Annotated in this window: 19 protein-coding genes and 2 pseudogenes; 9 read left to right on the top strand and 12 right to left on the bottom strand. The window is 50.2% G+C overall.

The genetic code is table 11. The features are described 5' to 3' along the window. Positions 1-135 precede the first annotated feature (135 nt). The 3 genes from SNR34_RS14480 (at position 136) to SNR34_RS14470 (ending at position 3,223) form a co-directional block, all read left to right on the top strand. Entirely contained in the window at positions 136-1,449 is a 1,314-nt protein-coding gene (locus SNR34_RS14480) for an ABC transporter substrate-binding protein (RefSeq protein ID WP_486182236.1), read from the top strand. 69 nt (positions 1,450-1,518) lie between these two features. Further along, positions 1,519-2,391: a carbohydrate ABC transporter permease gene (locus SNR34_RS14475; RefSeq protein ID WP_236413846.1), complete on the top strand. Its 873-nt coding sequence runs from the start codon at positions 1,519-1,521 to the stop codon at positions 2,389-2,391. Between the two features lies 1 nt (position 2,392). Beyond that, complete coding sequence (locus tag SNR34_RS14470; RefSeq protein ID WP_236413844.1) at positions 2,393-3,223, top strand: carbohydrate ABC transporter permease; 831 nt, start codon at positions 2,393-2,395, stop codon at positions 3,221-3,223. Between the two features lie 338 nt (positions 3,224-3,561). On the opposite strand, the gene SNR34_RS14465 is transcribed toward SNR34_RS14470, so the two are convergent. The 6 genes and pseudogenes from SNR34_RS14465 to SNR34_RS14440 form a co-directional block, all read right to left on the bottom strand. Then, positions 3,562-5,328, bottom strand: coding sequence for a CotH kinase family protein (locus SNR34_RS14465; RefSeq protein WP_486182235.1), 1,767 nt, complete (start codon positions 5,326-5,328; stop codon positions 3,562-3,564). A 168-nt stretch (positions 5,329-5,496) separates the two neighbouring features. Then, positions 5,497-5,629 (bottom strand): annotated as a pseudogene (locus SNR34_RS14460) (YdeI/OmpD-associated family protein); the annotation flags it as partial. Positions 5,630-5,655: 26 nt separating this feature from the next. Next, positions 5,656-6,162 carry a DinB family protein gene (locus tag SNR34_RS14455; RefSeq protein ID WP_339278075.1) on the bottom strand — a complete coding sequence of 169 codons (507 nt, stop codon included), beginning with the start codon at positions 6,160-6,162 and terminating at the stop codon, positions 5,656-5,658. An 83-nt stretch (positions 6,163-6,245) separates the two neighbouring features. Further along, complete coding sequence (locus SNR34_RS14450; protein WP_236414341.1) at positions 6,246-7,163, bottom strand: helix-turn-helix transcriptional regulator; 918 nt, start codon at positions 7,161-7,163, stop codon at positions 6,246-6,248. A gap of 82 nt (positions 7,164-7,245) precedes the next feature. Continuing rightward, positions 7,246-7,674, bottom strand: coding sequence for a DUF1801 domain-containing protein (locus SNR34_RS14445; protein WP_486182234.1), 429 nt, complete (start codon positions 7,672-7,674; stop codon positions 7,246-7,248). A gap of 252 nt (positions 7,675-7,926) precedes the next feature. Continuing rightward, positions 7,927-8,670, bottom strand: coding sequence for an SDR family NAD(P)-dependent oxidoreductase (locus SNR34_RS14440; RefSeq protein ID WP_343260713.1), 744 nt, complete (start codon positions 8,668-8,670; stop codon positions 7,927-7,929). Between the two features lie 388 nt (positions 8,671-9,058). On the opposite strand from SNR34_RS14440, the gene metE reads away from it, so the two are divergent. Together metE and SNR34_RS14430 are read left to right on the top strand one after the other, a co-directional pair. Next, positions 9,059-11,356, top strand: coding sequence for a 5-methyltetrahydropteroyltriglutamate--homocysteine S-methyltransferase (gene metE, locus SNR34_RS14435; RefSeq protein WP_486182233.1), 2,298 nt, complete (start codon positions 9,059-9,061; stop codon positions 11,354-11,356). A 496-nt stretch (positions 11,357-11,852) separates the two neighbouring features. Beyond that, complete coding sequence (locus SNR34_RS14430) at positions 11,853-12,632, top strand: DUF817 domain-containing protein (protein ID WP_343260715.1); 780 nt, start codon at positions 11,853-11,855, stop codon at positions 12,630-12,632. A gap of 153 nt (positions 12,633-12,785) precedes the next feature. Here the strand turns inward: SNR34_RS14430 and SNR34_RS14425 are convergent, their stop codons facing one another. Next, on the bottom strand, positions 12,786-13,175 hold the full coding sequence (locus SNR34_RS14425; protein WP_236413836.1) for a winged helix-turn-helix transcriptional regulator: 390 nt from the start codon (positions 13,173-13,175) through the stop codon (positions 12,786-12,788). Positions 13,176-13,378: 203 nt separating this feature from the next. Between SNR34_RS14425 and SNR34_RS14420 the strand changes: the two genes are divergently transcribed. Beyond that, on the top strand, positions 13,379-14,620 hold the full coding sequence (locus SNR34_RS14420) for an MFS transporter (protein ID WP_236413835.1): 1,242 nt from the start codon (positions 13,379-13,381) through the stop codon (positions 14,618-14,620). Continuing rightward, on the top strand, positions 14,617-15,459 hold the full coding sequence (locus tag SNR34_RS14415; RefSeq protein ID WP_486182232.1) for an aldo/keto reductase: 843 nt from the start codon (positions 14,617-14,619) through the stop codon (positions 15,457-15,459). Before SNR34_RS14420 ends, SNR34_RS14415 begins: the two co-directional genes overlap by 4 nt. 108 nt (positions 15,460-15,567) lie before the next feature. Here the strand turns inward: SNR34_RS14415 and SNR34_RS14410 are convergent, their stop codons facing one another. The 5 genes and pseudogenes from SNR34_RS14410 to SNR34_RS14390 form a co-directional block, all read right to left on the bottom strand. Next, positions 15,568-15,690: a hypothetical protein gene (locus SNR34_RS14410; protein ID WP_486182231.1), complete on the bottom strand. Its 123-nt coding sequence runs from the start codon at positions 15,688-15,690 to the stop codon at positions 15,568-15,570. Continuing rightward, on the bottom strand, positions 15,683-17,188 hold the full coding sequence (locus tag SNR34_RS14405) for an S-layer homology domain-containing protein (protein ID WP_486182230.1): 1,506 nt from the start codon (positions 17,186-17,188) through the stop codon (positions 15,683-15,685). The genes SNR34_RS14410 and SNR34_RS14405 overlap by 8 nt, the downstream gene beginning before the upstream one ends. 120 nt (positions 17,189-17,308) lie before the next feature. Further along, complete coding sequence (locus tag SNR34_RS14400; RefSeq protein WP_236413832.1) at positions 17,309-18,007, bottom strand: response regulator transcription factor; 699 nt, start codon at positions 18,005-18,007, stop codon at positions 17,309-17,311. After that, positions 17,979-19,480: pseudogene (locus SNR34_RS14395) on the bottom strand (sensor histidine kinase). Before SNR34_RS14395 ends, SNR34_RS14400 begins: the two are co-directional and overlap by 29 nt. A 102-nt stretch (positions 19,481-19,582) precedes the next feature. Next, positions 19,583-20,482 carry a LysR family transcriptional regulator gene (locus tag SNR34_RS14390; RefSeq protein ID WP_486182229.1) on the bottom strand — a complete coding sequence of 300 codons (900 nt, stop codon included), beginning with the start codon at positions 20,480-20,482 and terminating at the stop codon, positions 19,583-19,585. 236 nt (positions 20,483-20,718) lie between these two features. On the opposite strand from SNR34_RS14390, the gene SNR34_RS14385 reads away from it, so the two are divergent. Then, positions 20,719-21,312, top strand: a complete 594-nt coding sequence (locus SNR34_RS14385) for an ankyrin repeat domain-containing protein (protein WP_486182228.1) — start codon at positions 20,719-20,721, stop codon at positions 21,310-21,312. Positions 21,313-21,388: 76 nt separating this feature from the next. Continuing rightward, a complete protein-coding gene (locus SNR34_RS14380) occupies positions 21,389-22,717 on the top strand; it encodes a uracil/xanthine transporter (protein WP_486182227.1) in 1,329 nt (442 codons plus the stop codon).

Below are 22,717 nucleotides of genomic sequence, written 5' to 3'. Positions count from 1 at the left end.
CATGAAATGATAGCGATTTCAAGTTCAGAATTTTACACATCAACGCTCAACCACAGACATGTACCCTGCATGGAAGAAAACGTATAATCAGGTCTGTAAGCGGATTCAATCAAACGTTTTAGAGGGGGATTTGCATTGAAGATTCATCAAAGAAAAAAAACGGCGTCCGTTCTTCTGGCCGGATTATTGTCCATCGCGTTGACGGCATGCGGCTCGGGTAGCTCGGATTCAGGAACGTCCGCAGGCGGCGAAAGCAAAGGTGGCAAAGTCACGCTGGAGCTGGCCATCTCCAAAAGCTCTCAAGATTCGGCCTTTATCCAGCAGGACATTTTGGACGAATTCGAAAAGCAAACCAACATCGCCGTGAACTTGCAGCTTATTCCGGCCGAACAAACGACGACCGTCCTGCAAACCAAGCTGGCCGTGGATGAAACGCCGGACATTATTCAATACAACCTGGCCAGCGCCGTTACGGACTTAAACCTGGAACGCAACTTCGAAATTCTGGATAACGAGCCTTGGGCAAGCAGAATCGTGAACAAAGACGTTCTGTCTGCAGGCGGCCATATTTACAGCTTCCATGTCAGCCAGGATACGGGTATGCAAGGCGTTGTGTACAACAAACAGATCTTTGCCGACCTGGGCTTGTCGATCCCGAAAAATTTTAATCAATTCCTGGAAGTCAGCGAAAAGATCAAAGCGAGCGGCATTACGCCGGTCTTTATGCCATATAAAGACGCTTGGGCAGCCAACATCTGGCCTGCGGCAGCCTTTGCCGATTTTGTGTCCAAAAATGATCCGACCTTCTTCGATGACTTGAACAGCAACAAAAGAAAATGGTCTGACATCCCGGAATTCAAAACCTTCCTGGAACAGCAGTACGAAGTGTATAAAAAAGGGTACACCAACGCAGACGTGCTTAGCGACAGTTACGACATGGCGGTTGGCAAGTTCCTGAACAAGGAAGTCGCCATGATGTTTATGGGTGACTGGTTGATCGAAGGCGTGGCCCAGCAAGACCCGAGCATGGAATTGGGCGTATTCCCGATCCCTTCATCCGAAGATGCTAGCCTGGGAGCAAGCCCACTCGGCGGTCAGCTGTTCATTCCGAAAAAAGCGAAACATTTGGAAGAAGCCAAAAAGTTTCTGGACTTCATCGCTTCCAAAGACGTAGCGCAGAAAATCGTAGATTCCAAAGGCTACGTATCCAATCTCAGCGACGTAACGACGCCGGAGCTGCCGGCTTACAAACAAGACATCGTAGACAACTACATTACGCCGAAGAAAACCGTGCTGACGACGGATGCATACATGCTGGTTGACCGCAGCGAGCTGTACCGTTTGCTGCAGGATCAGTTTGCCGGCGGCATGACGCCGGAAGAAGTGCTCAAAGCATGGGATGAGAAATTCAGTCAACTGATGCAAGACAAAGGCGTAGCCGGTTTCTAAGAGAGCGAAATAAAGGGCAGCATGACATTCCAGATGTTGTGCTGCCCAAGCCATAACGGAGCGTGAGACATGAAAAGGGCAAAAAACTTATATTCGTATTACATGATACTTCCGGCAATCCTCATCTACTCCATTTTTTTCGTCATTCCGGCCCTTGCGGCCTTCTATTATTCGTTTACGGACTGGCGGCTCGACCGGATCGACCTGAAATTTATCGGCTGGGCCAATTTCGAAAAAATCTTTTCCGACAAAACGCTTATTCTCGCGCTGAAAAACACGGCCATTTTCGCCGTAGTCACGGTTGCCGGCAAAAACATCATCGGTCTTCTGCTTGCGGTAGCGCTGAACATGCGATTGAAAACGAAAAACCTGCTGCGCGCGATTTTCTACTCCCCTTCCATTCTCAGCATTCTTGTGATCAGCATTTTGTTCACGCCGATGCTGCGTACGGAAGGTACGATTAACAACGTACTTGATGCGGTCGGCCTGCATTCGCTTAGCCAAGCCTGGCTGACGAATCCTTCGCTCGTCATCTGGACGATTGCCATCGTGTCCATCTGGCAGAGCGCCGGGTTTCAAATGGCCATCTATCTGGCCGGATTGCAATCCATTTCCCAGGAATACTACGAAGCGGCCAGGATCGACGGAGCAAGCTCCTGGAAAAGCTTCTTTAAAATTACGCTGCCCCTCCTGCTGCCTGCCATCAACATCAACGTGATGCTGACGCTGATTGGCGGACTCAAAGTATTTTCCGAAGTATACGTCATGACCGGCGGTGGCCCGGGCAATGCATCGCAGGTCGTCGGTACGATTATTTTGCGTTCGTTCGGCGAAGGCAACTGGGGACTTGGTACCGCGGTCAATACGCTATTGTTCGTGGCAGTCACCATCATCGCCATTCCGCTTCTGATTTTCATGCGGCGCAAGGAGGTTACCGAATAACATGGGATACACACGCAAACTCGCCATTCGCAATTATATTGTGGAGGGCATACTGATTCTCGCTTCACTGCTTATTCTTTTGCCACTGATCATCCTGATTTTCGGTTCGTTCAAAACGAGTGCCGAAGTGCTCAGCTTCTCACTCAGTTTCCCGAAAGAGTGGCAGTTCTCGAACTACGTTAAAGTATTTCAAGAAGGCGGATTATCCCGCGCTTTCTTGAACAGCATCTGGATTACGGGGATCTCGTCCATCATTAACATCGTTGCCTCTTCGGCAGCATCGTTCATTTTGGCACGCAGGGAAACGAAGGTTTCCGGCGCGATCTATATGTATTTCTTCATGGGATTGATCGCCCCAATGTCCATCATCACGACGATTCGCGTCGTGCAAGGACTTGGATTTTACGGCAGCATCACCAGCGTCATTCTGATCTATGCCGCGCTGAATACGGCATTTAGCGTGTTCCTGTACAGCGGTTTCATCAAAACGATTCCGAAAGCGCTGGACGAAGTGGCTTTTTTGGAAGGGGCGAGCGTCTTCGGGGTCTTTTTCAAAATCGTCACGCCGCTGATCCTGCCTGTTAACGCCACCGTTGCGATCATGGTGTTCATGTCCGTGTGGAACGATATCACGATACCGGTTTATTTCCTGACGGATAGCTCCACCTGGACGATGCCGCTTTCCATCTACAACTTTTACGGCAAGTACAGCCGGGACTGGAACTTGATTTTCGCCAACCTCGTGCTGACGTCGCTGCCCGTGTTCATTCTTTATTTGTTCGGCCAGAAATATATCGTCAGCGGCCTTACTGCCGGTGCGGTGAAAGGTTAACTCATGTGGTTGGCTATATAAACCGCATTAATCATTCACACAAGGGCACTGCGAGTGCAGTACCATCTTCCGATCGCTGTTATCCCCAGATTTTTTCATTCCCCTTTCCTAAGGGGAAAATCCGGTGATAAATGCGACCGCTTCGCTTCTCCAGATTGGTTCTGCCTCTCCGTTAACGTGTGTATGTTTTTTGCGGTTTATATATTTCAATTTATATAAACGCAACAAAGAGGTCTGTGCCTTTCGGCATGGACCTCTTTGACATTTCGTATTGCAACATACTCTGTTTCATTTAGCATCGTACTGCACATGGATTGCGTGAATATGTTTTCGCTAAATTATTTAGATTCCTTGCCAGTGCTGCTGTTGTTACTGGTACTGGTACTGGTACTGGTACTCGTGCTGGTGTCGGTGGATTGTTCAGTTTGATCCTTACGCTGGCCGCCGCCAAATCCTCGTCCTCCACCTCCCATGCCATCACTCAATTTGGACAAGTCGATGGATGAAGCGTCAATCAGGGAGTTCGAATTCGCTTGCTGCTCCTGAGTCGTGGCAGGGATATCTCCGTCCAGTTGGCCTTGGATGCTTTGCGCACGCAATGTGCCCAGTTTGGACAATTCCGCTACAGCTTCTTCGTATTTGTCATACGTTACGAACGCCGTAGAATCTGCCTTCACGGATTCTGCGATCAGGTCGTTCAAACTTTGTACTTTCTCCTCAAATTTCCCATCTGCGAAGTAGCCGTCCATGATTTGTTGCAAGTATTCATGATACTTCTCCTTATACTCCGGCACCTCTAACAGTTTGCTCAGGATCGGCCGTTCTTCCATGCTGACGCCGGACACCGGCGTGTCGATCGGCTGATTGACGACATCGGACGCGCTGCCCGACTGGAAGCCACCGAACGCCATATTGTAATCCCATGGCAGCATGCTGATTTTACCGTCATTTTCATACAAATAATAGTTATGTCCCATACTGGACGTATAGCTGTCCATATTTACGACGACCGTATGCGCCGCAAAATATTTCAGTACGGCATCCACATCCACGTACTTCTCCAGATCCGTGCCTGTGCTCAAGTTTTTGAGCGCTTCAATAACGCGCTGTTCATCCTCTTCCGTTGTCTTCGTCTTGGCATTGTCGAAGATCGCAGAATAACTGGAGATTTCATCATCGGTATATTCCAGCGAAACGCCGTTGCCTCCGCCGTTCATGCCGCCTCCGCGGCCACGGTTTCCCCCCATGCCACCTTGCGGCCAACCATTCTCGCCATATCCGCTTTGCTTCCCATACATATCCGGAAATTCAGCACCATCGGGCGGTTCCATACCAGCCGCCCGTGCTTGATCCGTCTGTTGATCGCCGTCAGACGTTGTTTCGTTTGGAGTTGGCGGGTTACCTCCTGGTTGACCCATGCCGCCTCCGCCCATATCATTATCATCATTGTTCGGCTTGTATATTTCGCCTTCATCATTTTTGGCACGAGCCTTATATGATCCATCGATGTCTTCGACTGCCAGATACAGTCCCCAAGTGTTCCCGTTAACGCTAATGTTGGCGAACGAGAACAATGGTGCATCCACGCCGATATAACTCATGATGTCGTAGCTCAAATATTCTTTCATATAGCTGCTGTCCGAAATCATATTGTTAACAACAAGTTTGTCAAGCCCTTCCCACGTTTGATCCTCAACGAATTCGTCGAACTTAATTTTAAAACTGTAACGGTCCGTCGTATCGTCTGACGCCACTTGTCTAAGGCTGGAGTTACCCTTTGGACGGATACCGACATTTTTGATCGTTGTTCCGTTAATCGTGATGTCTGCAGAAATGTACTCTTCATTCGTGGCATTGTCGAGCATTTGCTGCCATGCATCTTCATCTGCGTCGATGGAGATGGACATGATCTTTGTTTTATCGATCTCCTCCGCATATGAAGCTGTTTGCGCAGTTCCGTCAGATGTACTTTGATTATCTGTACTCGCTTCATTGGTTGTGCCAGTTTCGCTTGCAGTTCCTTGGCTGCCCGAACTGCATGCTGCCAACATGGATGAACATAATATCGCCACCCCGACCAACTTGGTCCATTTGTTTACTGTCATGATTCATCCACCTCTTTACTTTTTAATCTGTTTATTGAAATTCATCTTAAAAAACTTTTCTTAAATGAATCTGAAACAGATGACAGCATAATTGTTCCAAAAGGCCAAAAAAGCCGCCATTGTGGCGACTTCCTGGGTTAATTTTCACGATCCGAGTAATATCAACTGCTAATAATCCAACAAACGACCCTGATCATTCCACTGACCATACATGATGTCTTCTCTCGTGTTCGCAATGAAATTGTCCAATCGGCTAGTGTATATTTTTTGGCTGGCTTTTATAGCTTTGGATCGTGTTGATTATCGCTCCCTTCGAGTTAAATGGATTCACGCCAAGCCTTGATACCAATACAAAGCATAGTCATTCATCGTTGAAGCATGACCCAACTGACGCAGCATTGTGGATATGTTCCCCCTATGGTAAGTCCCATGATTAACAAGGTGCAGCACCATTTCCGATAGACGCGTTTCGCGGATGCCTGCAAACGGATTATCGAGCAAAATGGTTTGTTCCAAATCGTTTTGGCCTTGGAGCCATTGCTTCAATCGTTCCGCCAACTCGGCAAAAGCCTGGGTATATTCTTCGATGGACGGCAAAATCTGAGCGTTTAGCGGCATACCTTCCTGGAGCGCCTCTTGCATGCCCATTCCTGACAATACCTTGTACCACATCGTATCCACCGCATAAATATGGCTGAGGGCATGGGCGATCGTGGGGTACGAGCTGTTCACTTCCTGATGCAGCACCGAGGATGGCAGCTCGCCAATTCTCCCTAAGATCGTTTGGTTTGCCCAAACATGGTAATGATACATTTCCGTTGCATGATTTGTCATTCGTAGCGTCTCCTTTGAATTAGCAATGATTTTGTTTACGTTTCTGAACATGATTATAAAAAAAGAAGTTTGACAACAGCGTGTCAGCCTTCTTCATAAAGTTGGAGCGTATTTTGAAGTTGTTTTTTTAAGATGCCCCGCAATTCATAGGGTTCAAGCACCTCTGCCCTGCTGCCGAATCCGAGCAGAATGAACCAAAGCCACTTCGCTTCCATCGGTTTATACACGGGAATTCGCATCGTCATGCTGCCGTCGGCATGAAATTGCTTGTGCATGTGATGAAATTGATCCAACGCTTCCGCCAAGGCATCGGGTCCGACGCGAATCACAACATCCTCCAACTCGCCTTGCCATGCTTGGTTCGATCCCCTTGTTTCTTCCGGCTGCTCCTCATGCGGTTGAAAAGTTTCTTGAGTCAGAACCAAGTTCATCAACCTGGATAACCGAAATTCCCGGCAGTCGTCCCGAGTCCGGCAAAATCCGTAAATGTACCAATTTCGATATTTATAATGAAGCCTCATCGGTTCCAATTCGCGAAGCGTACGTTCATTGTTGGCATTGATATAGTCAAAGCGAACGACGCTTCGATTCGTTATGGCTTTACGCAAAAGCTGAAGTGCTTCGGGTGCCGTCCTGCGGGTTTCCAAATCGACCGATACATTCGGCGTCCGATGTTCAGGCCCGATCGTTTGCAACCGTTCGATGGTTCCCTGCGCACGCTCGTCGTCAAACACGGTGGACAGACTTTGGAGCACGGTGATCAAGGTACTCACGTCATACGATCCGAGCAGGCTTTTATCCATTTTGTAGCCCTCCATCATGCCGTACCCGCCCTTGGTTCCCTGGTGCGATACAACCGGGAAACCGGCAGCGCAGATCACGTCAATATCCCGATAGATCGTTCTTTGCGAGACTTGAAACTCTTGGGCTAATGTGGAAGCCGATATCACTTCATGATTGATCAACTTATAAATGATGGAGATCAATCGTTCCAACTTCATAGACATTCCCGCCTCATTCTTTTTTCATATAGTTAGATGTTAGTACATCACGGATGCTTTCCTGCTTTTACGTTATCTTGCCTCAAGCCGGGCCGGCGGGGTACCTTTCCTTCAAAAAACGGACCGACTGTTGGATTAAAGCTTCCAATATCCCGACGTTAATATCGTCCACCTTGTTAATGTAGACGCATGCTTTTCCTGTCGTATGTTTGCCGAAATCTTTCAAAAGATGTTCCCGCTGCGGGTCTCCTGTCGCAAAATACAAGCTGATTTTTGCTTTTCTTGGGGAGAATCCCACCAGCGGCGCATGGCCTTCATGGCCGGATTCATACTTGTAATGATACGCTCCGAATCCGATGATGCTCGGGCCCCACATCTTGGCTTCATCTCCCGTAGCCTTCGTGAATATATCCAGCAATCGATAGGCATCCTCCCGTTTTTTCGGGTTGTCCACGCTTTCGATGAATTCAACGACACTGCAATCGGTTTGTTTCGTCTTTTGTTTATACATGAATGGTCCCTCGCTTCTCATCATCGATAAGCAGGCGTCCTCCTGCACCATACAACATAGCACAGGAGCAGCCTATACATCTAGGAGAGAATTATCCAAAGATCCAAAGCCCTTTTTATACCAATCAAGCATGCTATACTGACAGAACTTCCCATCAAGAATGGAGGCATTGCCAAAACAAACAAAAAAAGCAGCACAAACCATTTTCGGGTTTGTACCGCTTTTCGGCTTCAAATGCTATAGATCGGGTAGTTATTGGGCCAGATATCCGCCGTCCACTAACACGGTTGTTCCTGTAACAAAATCATTTTCAGCCAGGAATACGACGGCATGAGCAATCTCTTCCGGTCTGCCCAAGCGGCCCAGCGGATGTTTCGCGACCAAACCGTCGTAGAATTCTCCCAGTGCCTCTTTGTTGACCATGCCGCTCTCGACGAATCCGGGAGCTACGGCATTAACGCGGATGTTACGATCCGCATATTCCAGAGCAAGCGATTTGGTGATCTGGTTGACGGCACCTTTACTTGCTGCATAAGGCATGGACGTGGGTTCACCCACGGAACCAAGAATCGAAGACGTGCTGATGACAGAACCTCCGCCTGTTTTCAACATTTCGCGGATGGCATATTTTGAACCGTAGAATACGCCGTCTTGGTTGATGGAAATGACACGTTTGTATTCTTCGTCCGTCAATTCATGCGAAGGTTTCTGCACGCCAACGCCGGCATTGTTAAAAATCACGTCCAATTTTCCGAATTGTTTAACTGTTTCTGCCACCAAGTTTTCGACTTGTTTCTCATCGGCTACATTCGTTTTGATAAAAACAACATCTTTATAGGTCTGTTTCAGTTCTTGTTCCACGCTTTTTCCGTGCTCCTCGTCGTAATCGGCGATCACGACTTTCGCGCCTTTGTCCAGAAAAGCTTTTACCGTTGCCAAACCTATACCGGAAGCCCCGCCCGTAATAATGGCAACCTTGTCTTTAAGATCCGTCATGTTGATTCCTCCAGTATAAACGATTTTGACGAAAGTCAAGCTACTATACACAAAATAAACGCTTGGAATATGTAACCGTTCCGTCTTAGATTTGAAACATTGATCGTATCCCCATAACTTAATTACGAAAGTTACTAATTAAATGAATAGTGACTTAATATCGTAATCCCCCCTCTATTTCGATGACTATTATGCCCCACAACCATTGGTCCATTCGTGATGCCGATCTCCCGTACATTTCCGAAGCTTCTTCAGGTTCGCTCCATGCAGTCATCGTCATTCCCACTATAGCTTTTAGCTATAGCTAGATATAATTTTCTGGAATTACATGGTGCCGGGCATTCTATGATACCTTTTCTGTAACACATTTGTAGAGGGGTTATGAGCAATGACGAAGAGCAGTGTATTGGGATATCCGCGAATCGGCGCGGACCGTGAATGGAAAAAAGCATTGGAAGCCTTTTGGGCCGGAAAACTGGAAGAAACGGAATTTTTGCAGCGGCTGCAAGACATTCGTTTAGACCATTTGCGCAAACAGCAGGCCAAAGGCGTCGATCTCATTCCCGTGAATGATTTCAGTTTCTACGATCACATATTGGATACAGCCGTCATGTTTGGCATCGTTCCGAAACGCTTTTCTTACGACGGCGGCGCCGTTCCGTTATCCGTCTATTACGGCATTGCCCGCGGTACGAAAGATGCGGCAGCCAGCGAAATGACAAAATGGTTCAACACCAACTATCACTATATCGTTCCCGAGCTGGACGGCGCCGAACCCGCGCTCACCGAGAACAGACCGCTGGTCGCTTACCGCGAAGCCAAGGCACAGCTGGGGATTGAAGGCAAACCCGTGATCGTTGGTCCGCTGACTTTCCTGAAATTGTCCAAAGGGTACGACAAATCCGAAACCGATGCTTGGCTGGATCGCCTCCTTCCACTCTATTCGCAGCTTCTTAAAGAGCTTGCGGACGAAGGCGTTCAGTGGGTTCAAATCGATGAACCGATTCTGGTCACTTCCTTGGATACAGCGGATATCAGCCGGCTCAACAAAATCTACAAGACATTTGCCACAGCGACACCAGGCCTGAACATCATGCTGCAAACCTACTTTGAATCGGTGGAACATTATGACGACATCGTGGCATTGCCCGTGCAAGGCATCGGTCTTGATTTCGTTCACGGGCTTTCCGGCAATCTGAAGTCCATCCAAACGTCCGGTTTCCCGGCAGACAAGGTGCTCGGTGCAGGCGTCATCGATGGGCGTGGAATCTGGAAGGCTTCCCTTCAGGACAAGCTGCTGTTGCTGGAGTCTTTGGCCAAAATCGTGCCGCCGGAACGCATCATCGTGCAGTCCTCTTGCAGCCTGCTTCATGTGCCGGTTACTACGGAGCGAGAGACGAAGCTTCCGTCCGAGTTGAACAACGCGCTCGCTTTTGCCGATGAGAAGCTCCATGAAATCGTTCTGTTGACCAAAGCCCTGTCTTCCGGGAAAGCAGAGATCGAAACCGAATTGCATGATGCAGAGCAAGCCCTTCAGGCTCTTCAGCAATCGGCAGAGCGGAATCGGGCTGCCGTTCATCAGGCGGTGGCTGCATTGAGTAAGCTAGAGCCGAAGCGTTCCCTTCCTTTTGCGGAACGTTACGTCTTGCAGCAAGCCAAATGGCAGTTGCCTCTTTTCCCAACGACGACGATCGGCAGCTTCCCTCAATCCGCCGAAGTGCGGAAAGCACGCCAATCGTGGCGCAAACGCGAACTCAGTGATGAACGATATGCCGACTTTATCCGGAAACAGATCGATGCTTGGATTGAAATTCAGGAAAATATCGGGCTGGATGTACTCGTACACGGGGAGTTCGAACGTACCGACATGGTTGAATTTTTCGGTGAAAAACTGGCCGGCTTTGCGTTTACGCAATTCGGCTGGGTCCAGTCGTATGGTTCCCGTTGCGTAAAACCGCCTGTGATCTATGGTGATGTCGCCTTTATCGGAGAAATGACCGTTGAAGAAACCAAATACGCCCAATCCCGAACCGATCGCCCGGTCAAAGGCATGCTGACCGGACCGATCACGATCATGAACTGGTCGTTCGTGCGCGACGATATCCCGCGTGAGCAGATCGCTTATCAACTGGCTTACGCGCTTAGACAAGAAGTCGAAGCTTTGGAACAGGCAGGCATTGGCATGATTCAGGTCGATGAACCCGCAGTTCGCGAAGGTTTGCCGCTTAAGGAAGCGGAGCAGGCGAATTACCTGGATTGGGCGGTCAAAGCATTCCGAATCACGACGTGCACCGTGCAGGAAACAACGCAAATCCATACGCATATGTGCTATTGCGAATTCCATGACATGATCGACTCGATCGAAGCGATGGATGCCGACGTCATCTCGATCGAAACGTCCCGCAGCCATGGCGAGCTGATTCACAGCTTTGAGCTGAACACATACAAACTGGGCATCGGTCTCGGGGTCTATGATATCCATAGTCCGCGCGTGCCGAACGTCGAGGAAATGAGCACAATGATCGACCGTGCCTTGCGTGTGCTCGATCCGAAGCTGTTCTGGATCAATCCGGATTGCGGCTTAAAAACCCGGGGACAGGAAGAAACGATCGCCTCCCTGCGCAACATGGTCGATGCCACTAAAATTGCCCGTGCCAAGTACGTTTCAACCACTGCTGTAAATTAAGACCATGATGAAGTACACGAACATGTAATAACCGTTTGATTCACATGCGCTGCTTTTATCGCGTATTCCTCAGAAGCTGGTCCCGCCTGCAACAGGCGTGTCCGGCTTTTTTTGTGTGCGTTATGCTAAAATCAGTCGTTCGCTTTCCTTCCTTTTCGGCTAAAACAAGAAGATGTATATCCGTTTTTTTCTCTTTTTCTGCCTGATCACATATATTATGATGAATGGGCTATGTAAATAAACCGCAAAAAACATACACACGTTAACGGAGAGGCAGAACCAGTCTGGAGAAGCGAAGCGGTCGCATTTATCACCGGATTTTCCCCTTAGAAAGGGGATTCAAAAAAATCTGGGGATAACAGCGATCGGAAGATGGTACTGCACTCGCAGTGGCCTTGTGTGATTGATTAACGCGGTTTCTATAGACATAAAAACGAATGAATGACGTCATGTCATCCATCGCATTAGGCAGTGCATCGGAAGGAGCACAACCGTTTTGAAAGCTTTCATTCAACTTCTCCATTTTGGATACCATCAGGCGATGAGCTGCATTTTCCCGGTCGCCATCTTTGGAACGCTGGCCCTGACCAGCATCATCGAGATTCCTTTCCTGCATCGTTACGATGCGATCCTGCTCATATTGCTCGGCGTGCAGTATGTTATGTACCGCAGCGGACTGGAAACCCTCGACGAAATCAAAGTCATCTGCGTCTTTCACGTCATCGGCCTGGCACTTGAATTGTATAAAGTCTGGATGGGATCTTGGTCGTACCCTGAAGAAGCGTATACCAAACTGTTCGGAGTTCCGCTCTACAGCGGGTTCATGTACGCGAGCGTGGCGAGCTTCATGTGCCAGATCTGGCGCAGGCTGCGGATGGATATGACCGGATGGCCTGGAGGCACGTCTTCCTTCCTGCTTGGCGGAGCGATATACCTCAACTTTTTCACCCATCATTTCATCCCTGATTTTCGCTGGTGGTTGACGGCGTTGGTGTTTATCGTCTTTTGGAAAACTTGGATCATCTATAGAGTGCGTACCAAAACGTATCGCATGCCGTTAACGATCGCTTTTCTCATTGTCGGATTTTTCATTTGGGCAGCCGAGAACATCGCTACCTTTTTTAATGGCTGGAAGTATCCGGACCAGCACGAAACCTGGCATCTCGTCAGTTTCAGCAAGATCAGCTCCTGGTTTTTGCTGGTCATTATCAGCGTGATCATCGTTGCGCAGCTTAAATATGTGAAAGCTGCACGGGCAACCAAGGAACCGCGTTGAATGCAAAACAACTCCCATGCATACATCATGCTGTAGAGTATCCATGTTAGACGATGTAACAACCTTCAAAAGCCCCGCCAATCCATGGATTGGCAGGGCTTTGGTCATTTTCCAGAGAGCTGCGAGACGGCTTAAGTTCATTCTGCGGGTTCGTTATTGCGGTTCATTCGCGGAGGATCGCAAATGTTCGTTCAGCGGATTTTGGTCGAGCACGTCGTAATGGCCGTACACATTACAGATGTGCTGTTCCCCCCATGCGCATAACGCATCGAGAATGCTTTGCAGACTTTGCCCGTATTCGCTCAATTCATACTCCACCTTGGGAGGAATTTCATGGTGCACGATCCGTTTGATAATGCCGTCGGCTTCAAGCTCGCGCAGCTGCTGCGTCAGCATTTTTTGCGTGATGTCTGGCATGAGCCGCTTCAACTCGCTGGTTCTTCTCCGTCCATGGGTCAGATGGCACAGAATGACGCATTTCCATTTCCCCCCGATGACGTCCAGCGTTGCCTCTACCCCGATGTTATATTTTTTGTCCTTCATCTTCATCTCTCCATTGCGTAAGGTAGGCACCAAAAAGTACCTATCGTACTTTCAGGTTCCTATAGTACAAAAAAGTACGTACTTCCAACCTTTGAATTCATCCTCCATAATAGCATTTGTCGCCGAGGAGTGCCACGCTTTACGGATTAACAAATCAAGCTGGCATCTACTTTGCATCATAACCTATACAGGAGGGAACATTCATGTCTACGGACAATAAACGCAGCCTGCTTGCGCTGTTGGCTTTGGCCATTAGCGCCTTTGCCATCGGCACCACCGAGTTCATCAGCGTCGGGCTGCTGCCCCTGATCGCGGAGGACATGCATATTTCCGTCACAACGGCAGGGCTGACCGTTTCACTATATGCGCTGGGCGTCACGTTCGGAGCGCCCGTACTGACGTCCGTCACTTCGAAAATACCACGCAAAACGTTGCTGCTGTGGATTATGGTCGTATTCATCATCGGCAACGCGCTGGCGGCGTCGGCAACCAGCATCGGCATGCTGCTGGCCGCACGCGTCGTGTCCGCTTTCTCCCACGGCGTGTTTATGTCGATCGGGTCGACGATCGCCGCAGACGTCGTGCCTGAGCACCGACGGGCGAGCGCCATTTCGATCATGTTTACCGGCCTTACCGTGGCTACGGTAACCGGAGTGCCGATCGGTACCTTTATCGGGCAGCAATTTGGATGGCGCGTCGCATTCATCATTATCGTCGCCATCGGTGCAGCAGCATTTGTCGCAAACGCCCTGCTCGTTCCGTCCGATCTGCGCAAAGGCGCGAAGGCTTCTTTCCGGGATCAGTACAAGCTGATCACGAACGGACGCTTGTTGTTGATGTTCATGATTACCGCTTTGGGATACGGCGGCACCTTCGTGGTGTACACGTACCTGTCGCCAATGCTTCAAACCATTACGGGATTTGGAGAAAGCACCGTTGCCATCATTCTTCTCGTCTACGGCGTTGCGATCGCCATCGGCAACATGGCTGGCGGCAAACTGGCGAACCGCAATACGCTGCGCGCATTATTTTTCATGTTCATCATTCAGGCCATCGTCCTGTTTGCCATGTACTTCACAGCACCGTATAAGGTTGCCGGTCTCATAACTTTAATTCTCATGGGATTGTTCGCTTTCATGAACGTTCCCGGCTTGCAGTCGCATGTCGTCGTGCTTGCAGAGCGTTATGTTCCATCAGCGGTGGATGTCGCGTCCGCGATCAACATCGCGGCATTTAATGCAGGCATCGCCATCGGCTCGTATCTCGGCGGCGTGATCACCGATTCGATCGGCTTGATCCACACCGCCTGGATCGGGGCGCTGATGGTCGCAGGCGCGGTTATTCTTACAGGCTGGAGCCGACTGCTTGAAAAACGCGACGCCCGAGCCGATAAACCGCAACAAACAAAATACCAACAAAACCATTCATTGGAGGCACAATCATGATAAAAAACCTGCAAGATACAGTCACGCTGCATAATGGAGTCAACATGCCAGGCCTGGGCCTCGGCGTATTCAAGGTGGAAGAAGGACAGGAACTCGTTCATGCGGTTCAATATGCGATTGGGCAAGGTTATCGGAGCATCGATACCGCTGCTATTTATGGCAATGAATCAGGAGTCGGCGAAGGCATCCGCCAAGGTATGAAAAATGCCGGAATAAGCCGTGACGAATTGTTCATCACTTCGAAAGTATGGAATGCCGATCTTGGATATGAGTCCACCCTTGCTGCTTATGAAACAAGTCTTCAAAAGTTGGGATTGGATTACCTGGATCTGTACCTCATTCATTGGCCTGTTGCCGGAAAATATAAAGAGGCCTGGAGAGCATTGGAGACGCTCTATGCATCCGGCAAAGTGAAAGCGATCGGTGTCAGCAACTTCCAGGTTCATCATCTGCAGGATTTGATGAAGGACGCCAAAGTTGTGCCCATGGTCAATCAGGTGGAATACCATCCTCGTCTCACCCAGCAGGAAGTCGGCGACTTCTGCCGCGAGCACGGCATTCAATTGGAGGCGTGGTCACCGTTGATGCAAGGACAATTGCTTGACCATCCGCTGCTCCGGGAAATCGCGGACAAGCACAACAAGGAAGTGGCCCAAGTCATCATCCGTTGGGATCTGCAAAATGGCGTGGTGACGATTCCGAAATCCACCAAAGAGCAGCGGATCGTTTCCAATGCCGATGTGTTCGACTTTGAACTGTCCGCCGATGAAATGAAGCAAATTACGGCGATGAACGAAAATCTGCGCGTCGGACCCGACCCGGACAATTTCGATTTTTAAGCCTTGTCATTGCACCGATAAACATTGGTGATTTCAAAAAAACGGCCTTCTCCACATTAGGAGAAGGCCGTTTTTCGTTCTAATGGAATTTAAAGTTTGAAGCTAAATCTACTCTTTGGCGCCTGCCTGGATCAAAATGGCTTCTATTTCCTTAAATCCGTTGTACTTGGCGTGGGTGAGCGGCGATACGCCGCCTCGGTCCGGAATGTTCACGTCCGCTCTCTTACTCAAACGTCGTCGTTACCGAAGAACCGGCCGCCCATTCGCCGACAGGTGCCACCGTGTACGTTGTGCCAGTTACCAGCTTGCCGTCGCCAGACAGGTCAAATACGCCTGTCGCGCCTTTGCGGCTCGAATATTTGTATGTCGCCGTCAATACGTCTCCTTCCGGCGATGTCAGCGTGACGCTGCGGCCGGAGAACAGTTCATCGCCAGGATCTTGGGCCAGCGTGACTTCCACGGACGTTTCACTCAAGGCCTGCGCGCTTTCAATCTGGAGCGGTTCGAACGTTGACGCCACGAACGAAGGATTGGCAATGTTTGCCCAATCGGAAGTCACCGTATATTTCACGCCAGGTTGCAGCACCTGCCCTTCCGGCATGCGGAATTTCGGCTTTTGTTTGCCATCCGTCGATTGGGTGAACGGAACGTATTTCGCAACAATCGGCTCGCCGCCTTCCGGTGTGATCACCACTTCTCTTGCTTGCATGGAAGAGATGATCTGATACGTTTTTCCTGCTGCTTCTTCGCTGTCGTCCAGCACGAATGCGTTCGCGCCACGTCCGCCGCTGTATGCGGAAATGACGTACCCGTAGTCGACGACGCCATTCGCTTGCAGAGCTTCAAGCTCAAATGTATCGTTCGTGATCTGGGTTGCTGTCGTCATATTCAGTTTGGTGCCGCTGCCCGTGAATGTCCCTGCAGCTGTCCCTTTGTATGTAAGACGATAGAATTCGCCCTCGTTCTGAACGGACGTCGGAACGATATAGGTTGCGATCGACCCTGTTTTCAAACGAGGCATGTTGGTTAATTTCAACCCTCCGCTGATCGCCAAATCCGTTTGTGCTTTGGCAAAAACTTCATCCGCTGCTGTCAATGGTCTGTCGAACGTAACGATCAGCGTAATGGCGTTCAGCGATCGAACGCTGGTCACCTGTGCTTCTTCGGAAGGAATGGCCAAACGGGCCGTTTGCAGCAAGACCGCCGTTTCTCCCCGCGTTACTGGGCTGCTCTCCACGTAAAATGCGTTCATCCAGTGCTGAACGGATTTGATGTCCCGCTGCAGCACCGAGGAAACGGCTTCAGCGAGCTCCGCATCCGTTATGGTGGCTTGCGGATTGAACTGACCGTTGTCGGCTTTCATGATGCCGAGTTCAACAAGCTTCGATGCGTATGGCGCATACCATGCATTGGCATTGACGTCGGACAATTGCACGCCTTCACCCGACTTGTTTTCCAGTCCAAACCCTTTATATAACAATGTGGCGAGTTCGGCGCGGTTGATTTCCCGCTGCTCTCCCATCGAGCCGTCTGCATATCCGTTCATGATGCCGAGATCGTTCAATTCCTTAATGGCGGCTTCAATCTGCGAGGCCAACTGCAATCCTGTCGCCGAGACGTTCACGGTGCTTGGAGCTGCGTATGCCTGATGATAAGAGGTCGGAAGTGCTGTCGTTCCTAATGCGGCTATGGTTAACAATGCGGCGAATTTTTTGGCTGTGAGTTTCATGCTGAATTTCCTCCTCTAATGGGTTGTTATTGCCTGTATTCCTAGCATAGAGGATAGAAAGAAACTCCCAAGGGCAAAAAGATTAACAAAAAATAAACTTTGGCGAATTTTTATCGAAACTCAGACCGTAAACCGGTACCCTGCTCCCCATACCGTTTCGATATACTCCGGATTCGACGGATCAGCCTCAAGCTTTCCGCGAAGCTTGCGAATGTGCACAGTCACCGTGGCGATATCCCCACTGGAATCCATGCCCCAAATACGTTCGAACAATTCGGTTTTTCCAAATACCCTGTTAGGATGGCTGGCCAGGAAGACTAACAGATCGAACTCCTTCGTAGTGATCGCGATTTCTTCGCCATTCGCAAACACGCGGCGGGATGCCTTGTCGATGTGCAGTCCGCGAACATGAATTTCATCCTGCTCCGCGGGTTTGCTTTTGCCGAGCAGCCGCTCGTATCTCATCAAATGGGCTTTGGCTCTGGCAACCAATTCGCTTGGACTGAACGGTTTCGTGATAAAATCGTCGACGCCCAGATTGAACGTCCGGATTTTGTCGATCTCTTCCTTTTTGGCGGACACCACGAGAATGGGCACTTCCTTCACCTCGCGAATGCGCCTGCACAACTCGAAACCATCCAATCCCGGCAGCATCAGGTCAACAATGATCAGGTTATAGTCTTCCTCCAGCCCCAGCTTCAGCCCTTCGTTTCCGGTATGGCAAAGATCGACAGCGAATCCGTGAAGCTCAAAATAATCCCGCTCCAATTGCGCAATCGTCGTTTCGTCCTCAATGATCAATATGTTGGCTTTCTCCATGCCGTACCTCCTCTTCCGTCAGCCGTTTCAATTGGATGAAAATCGTCGTCCCTGCCCCCTTCTCGCTCTCTGCCCAGATCAAGCCGCCATGGCCGTCGATGATTTGACGGGCGATGGCAAGCCCTAGTCCGCTCCCTCCCGTTGCGGAATTGCGGGATGGCTCTGCACGGTAGAAACGCTCGAAAATATGGGGCAAGGCCTCTTCCGGTATGCCTTTTCCGTTATCCATGAACGCCATCGTGATCCATTCGCTGTCCGCATCCAGCGTAATGCCGAATCGCCTCTGTCCGTCGGTTTCCATATATTTCAGCGCATTGTCCACGATGTTGACCACCGTACGCTGCAGCTTGTCCAAATCCACTGATGCCATGACTGGCCCGGCCGCATGGTTGAACCAACCGAAGACGACGCCTTTGCCTTCCATGTCGTATCTTAATTCCTCGATGCTGTCTTCCAAAAAATCGACGATGTCCACCGTTTTGAACAGAAACGGTTCTTGATTCAAGTCGAGCTTGGAGTACAAGAAGAGCTCATCGACCAGCTTGTCCATGCTAACGGCTTTGGCGTGAATGATGTTGACGTAGCTTTCCATTTTCTCAGGGGTGTTGGCCACGCCGTCGCGAATGCCTTCGATGTATCTTTAATGTTGGTGATCGGCGTACGCAAATCATGCGAAATGTTGGAAATGAGCTCCTTTCGGTTCTGTTCGTCCAGTTTCCGGAGCTCGTTCGAACGCTGCAATTGGTTGCGCATGCTCTCGAAAGCTTCGCTCAATTGTCCGACCTCGTCATTGGAATTGCGCTTGAGTTGGAACGCGAGGTTGCCCTCCTTGATTCGCTCTGCAGAGTCTTTCAGTTGATTCAACGGCTTAATGAAACTTCGAGTGATCCAGCGGTAAAGCAGCAGGTTCGTAACGATCAGCACGCCGATCAGCAAAAGCGACATAACCGGAAGCAGTTTACGCGTAAGTTCGGCAACCGGGCTTCTCTCCCGAATGACGAACACGCTCCCCCGCTCACCGTCCGAAAATGTGAAATCGAATTTGGCGTAAGCATAGAATCGTTCGCTGATGTTAAACGTGCTGCGGATTTGGTTGTTGTTCAGATCATAGGGAGGCAGCGCCCTCCCCAGTTCCGGTTGATTGAACGTCAGCGATTCGAAAATCTGATGACTCTCGCGCCTGACGAACAGCCCTGATTTCTCGACTCGCAGCTTCATGTCGTACTCGCGCAGCAAAACGACGTCCTGAAGGTCGTCCGGGCTGTTTTTGGCTGTATATTTCAATTCCTGGAAGATGGCTTCTCCTTGATCGGTTAGCGGGTTGACTTGGTAATGTACTTTATAAATATCGCGGAAGCTTTGCAAATCCCCCGTCGCTGCAATGGTATAGAGACTTGCCGTAAACAAGACAAACAACAGGCTTATGACCACCATCCCCGTAAAGGACAACAGCATTTTGATTCGAATCGACATGGGTTCACCTTCTTCATGTTGCTATGAATGCGTTAGTGCACATGTTAACACAAGTTTGATCCGGTTGCCCATATGCGGCATGCCGATGCAACAATACCGGTTTCAACGCTGGCGGGATGACCTGTCCGATATCGAATCGATCAGCAGCATGGCCGCTTTGCTCAAATAATGGCGTTTCAGCCAGACTACGGCCGAACCGGATACCGCCTTTGCATCATCGATGCGATACGTTCGCAGGCGATGATCCATATATCTCGCCAGTGACGTCTTGGGCAATATGGACGCCCCGAAGCCGGAGGAAACGAGTTCCAGCAGCATGCCGATATCGGAGCATTCTCCGATAATGTCCGGCGTTAGCCCTTTGGAGCGGAATTGCTCCAGCAACAGATTGTATAGTCCGAGACCTTCCGTACTGGGGAGCAGCAGCGGATAACCCGCGATCGTTTCGTAGGATACGGCCTGAGCAAGGTTTGCTACGGATGCCGGTCCGTTCTCCCCGACAACGAATTGAAGAGGCTCTTCCCCGAGCAGCGCGTAGTCCAGTCCTTCCATATCGACGGGCATGCGGACGATGGCCATGTCGAGCATCTTTTCCCGGATCAACCGGATGAGCGTATTCGTTTCGTTCTGCTGGATCTTGAACGTCACTTTGGGATATTGCTCTCGAAAACGGCTTAGTGCACCCGGCAGCCCCGGATCGGACAACGTATTGACTCCAATGGACAATTTCCCCCGAATATCCGTGCCGGATTCGCGCACCTCTTCTTTGGCTTCCTCCATCAGGCGGGTAATCGTCAGTGCATGCTCGTACAACGTTTTCCCGGAAGCCGTCATCTCCAAATGACGCCCGTTCCGGTGAAACAGCCGTACGCCCAGCTCGCTTTCCATCAGCTTCAGCTGTTGACTGAGCGGGGGCTGGGACATATGAAGCCTGCGCGCTGCCGAAGTCACCTGCTTTTCCTCGGCAAGGGCGATGAAATAACGCAACTGTTTGATATCCATGAGTTCCTCCATACTCGGTAAATGCGTACATGAATGGTTGACGGCGTGATCAAACATACTTTTTTCATATACTTTCGCTACGAATTTAATATTTTTCATATAGATAAATCCCATGATAACATAAAAACGTTACCTATTCATGGAGGGATAATGTGAGTTATTTAACCCAAGGCCTCTTGGCTGCGATAGTTATCATTCTGGCAGGTTGTACGGTTAACACGAAAGGAGATGAAGTTATGCAAAAAGAATGGTTCGCGGCTGCCGAACAGGGCAACACCGCAAAGATCCTCGCCCTGCTTCAGGCCGGCGCCGACATTAACGCTACCGACGAACGCGGACGGACCGCAGCATTAGCTGCCACCCATGGCAACCATCCGGACACGCTAAAAGCGCTGATCGATGCGGGGGCCGACATCAACCAGCGCGATCATCGCTCCGATAACCCGCTGCTGTACGCAGGTGCCGAAGGCTTGCTGGATATCGTCAAACTGACCGTGGAGGCGGGAGCAGACACGACGCTTACGAACCGGTTCGGCGGGACCGCACTCATTCCGGCCGCCGACCGCGGACATGTGGACATCGTGCAGTACTTGCTTGAGCACTCCGACGTCAACATCGATCATATCAACAATCTGGGTTGGACCGCTCTTCTGGAAGCCGTTATTTTGGGTCATGGCGGCACCAAACATACCCGGATCGTGCAGCTGTTGACCGAGCACGGGGCCGATGTAAATCTGCCCGACAACGAAGGAGTAACGCCGTTGGCACATGCGGAAAAACGCGGATATATCGAAATGATCGCGATTCTGAAAGCGGCGGGCGGCCGCTAATACGCTTAATCAAATATGTTTATAGAAGCCGTATTGATTAGTCGGTTTGTATAGTACAGAAAGATGGGAATGAATTATGGAATTTGCACAGTCTAAACATGCCATCAGCACCCTTCTAGCAGGTGTGCAGTGGCTTTTCTTTTTGTTTACCAACACGGTGCTTGTGCCGCTGTCGATCGGCCATGCGCTTGGGCTGGACGCTCCGGATCTTGCTGCTTCGATGCAGCGTTCGTTTATTTTGACCGGCATATTATGCATCGTGCAAGCTCTCTGGGGACATCGTTTGGCACTTATGGATGGACCTGCCGGGGTTTGGTGGGGGCTTGTTTTGGGCATCATCGCTTCCGCCCCGACCATGGGCATGGATGCGTCCACCGTTGCGGCGAATTTGACAGGCGGGTTTATTTTGTCCAGCGTCCTGGCGATGGCATTGACGTTATTCGGCTTCTTGAAGCTGCTGCAGCGCATATTTACACCCATCGTTATGGGTGTTTATCTGCTCCTGCTGACCTTCCAACTGGCGAATACGTTTTTTAAAGGCCTGATCGGTTTCAACGAAGAAGGCAAATGGGATTTGAAGCTTGCGGGACTGTCGCTTTTTGTCATGGTGGTTGTATCGCTGATCCACATGAAAGGAAAGGGCAAAATCGGCCAATTTTCGCTGCTTGGCGGCTTGGTTATCGGTTGGATCGCTTATGCAGCATTGTTCGGCCAGCATGACGGGACGGCATCGGCGAACACGGGCAGCATCGCTATATGGAACTGGATGCCTTGGGGCAAGCCTTCCTTCGAACCGGGAATTTTGCTCGTCGGCCTCGTCGCCGGCCTCGTTAACATGACCAACACCTTAACGAGTCTCACGGCGGCGGGCAAACTGTATCAGCAAAACATTGAAAACAAGCGATTTGTGCGCTCGTTATTGTTCACCAAATCGTTTTCGGTGATCGGTGCATGCTTTGGCTTGATACCGTTCGGCACGTTTGCCTCCTCCATCGGCTTTCTGGAAAATACGAAAGTGCTGCGCCGCGCCGCATTTGTGCTGGGGGCAGCCTTACTCGTGCTGGTGGGGATCGTCCCCGCCCTTAGCCACTGGCTAGCCACACTTCCGATGTCGGTGGGCAGCGCGGTGCTGTTCATTGCGTATCTGCAAATGTTCGGTACGGCAATCCGCTCATTCACGCTGACTTCGTTCAACGACAAAACGATCTATCGCGTGGCCCTTCCGGTATTGACCGGGATCGGCATCATGAACATTCCTGCCTCCGCATTCGCGGATTTTCCGCCGCTGTGGTCGCCGATTTTTTCGAACGGGCTCATCGTCGGAGTCATTGTAGCCATTGTGATGGAGGTCGCCATACGATGGGAAACCTTCGAATCCAAACCGGCAAAACAGGCCAACCAGTAA

The sequence above is a fragment of the Paenibacillus sp. XP01 genome (assembly GCF_057364885.1).
The sequence above is the reverse complement of the archived record's forward strand: the minus strand, read 5'-3'. Positions and strand labels throughout refer to the sequence as shown.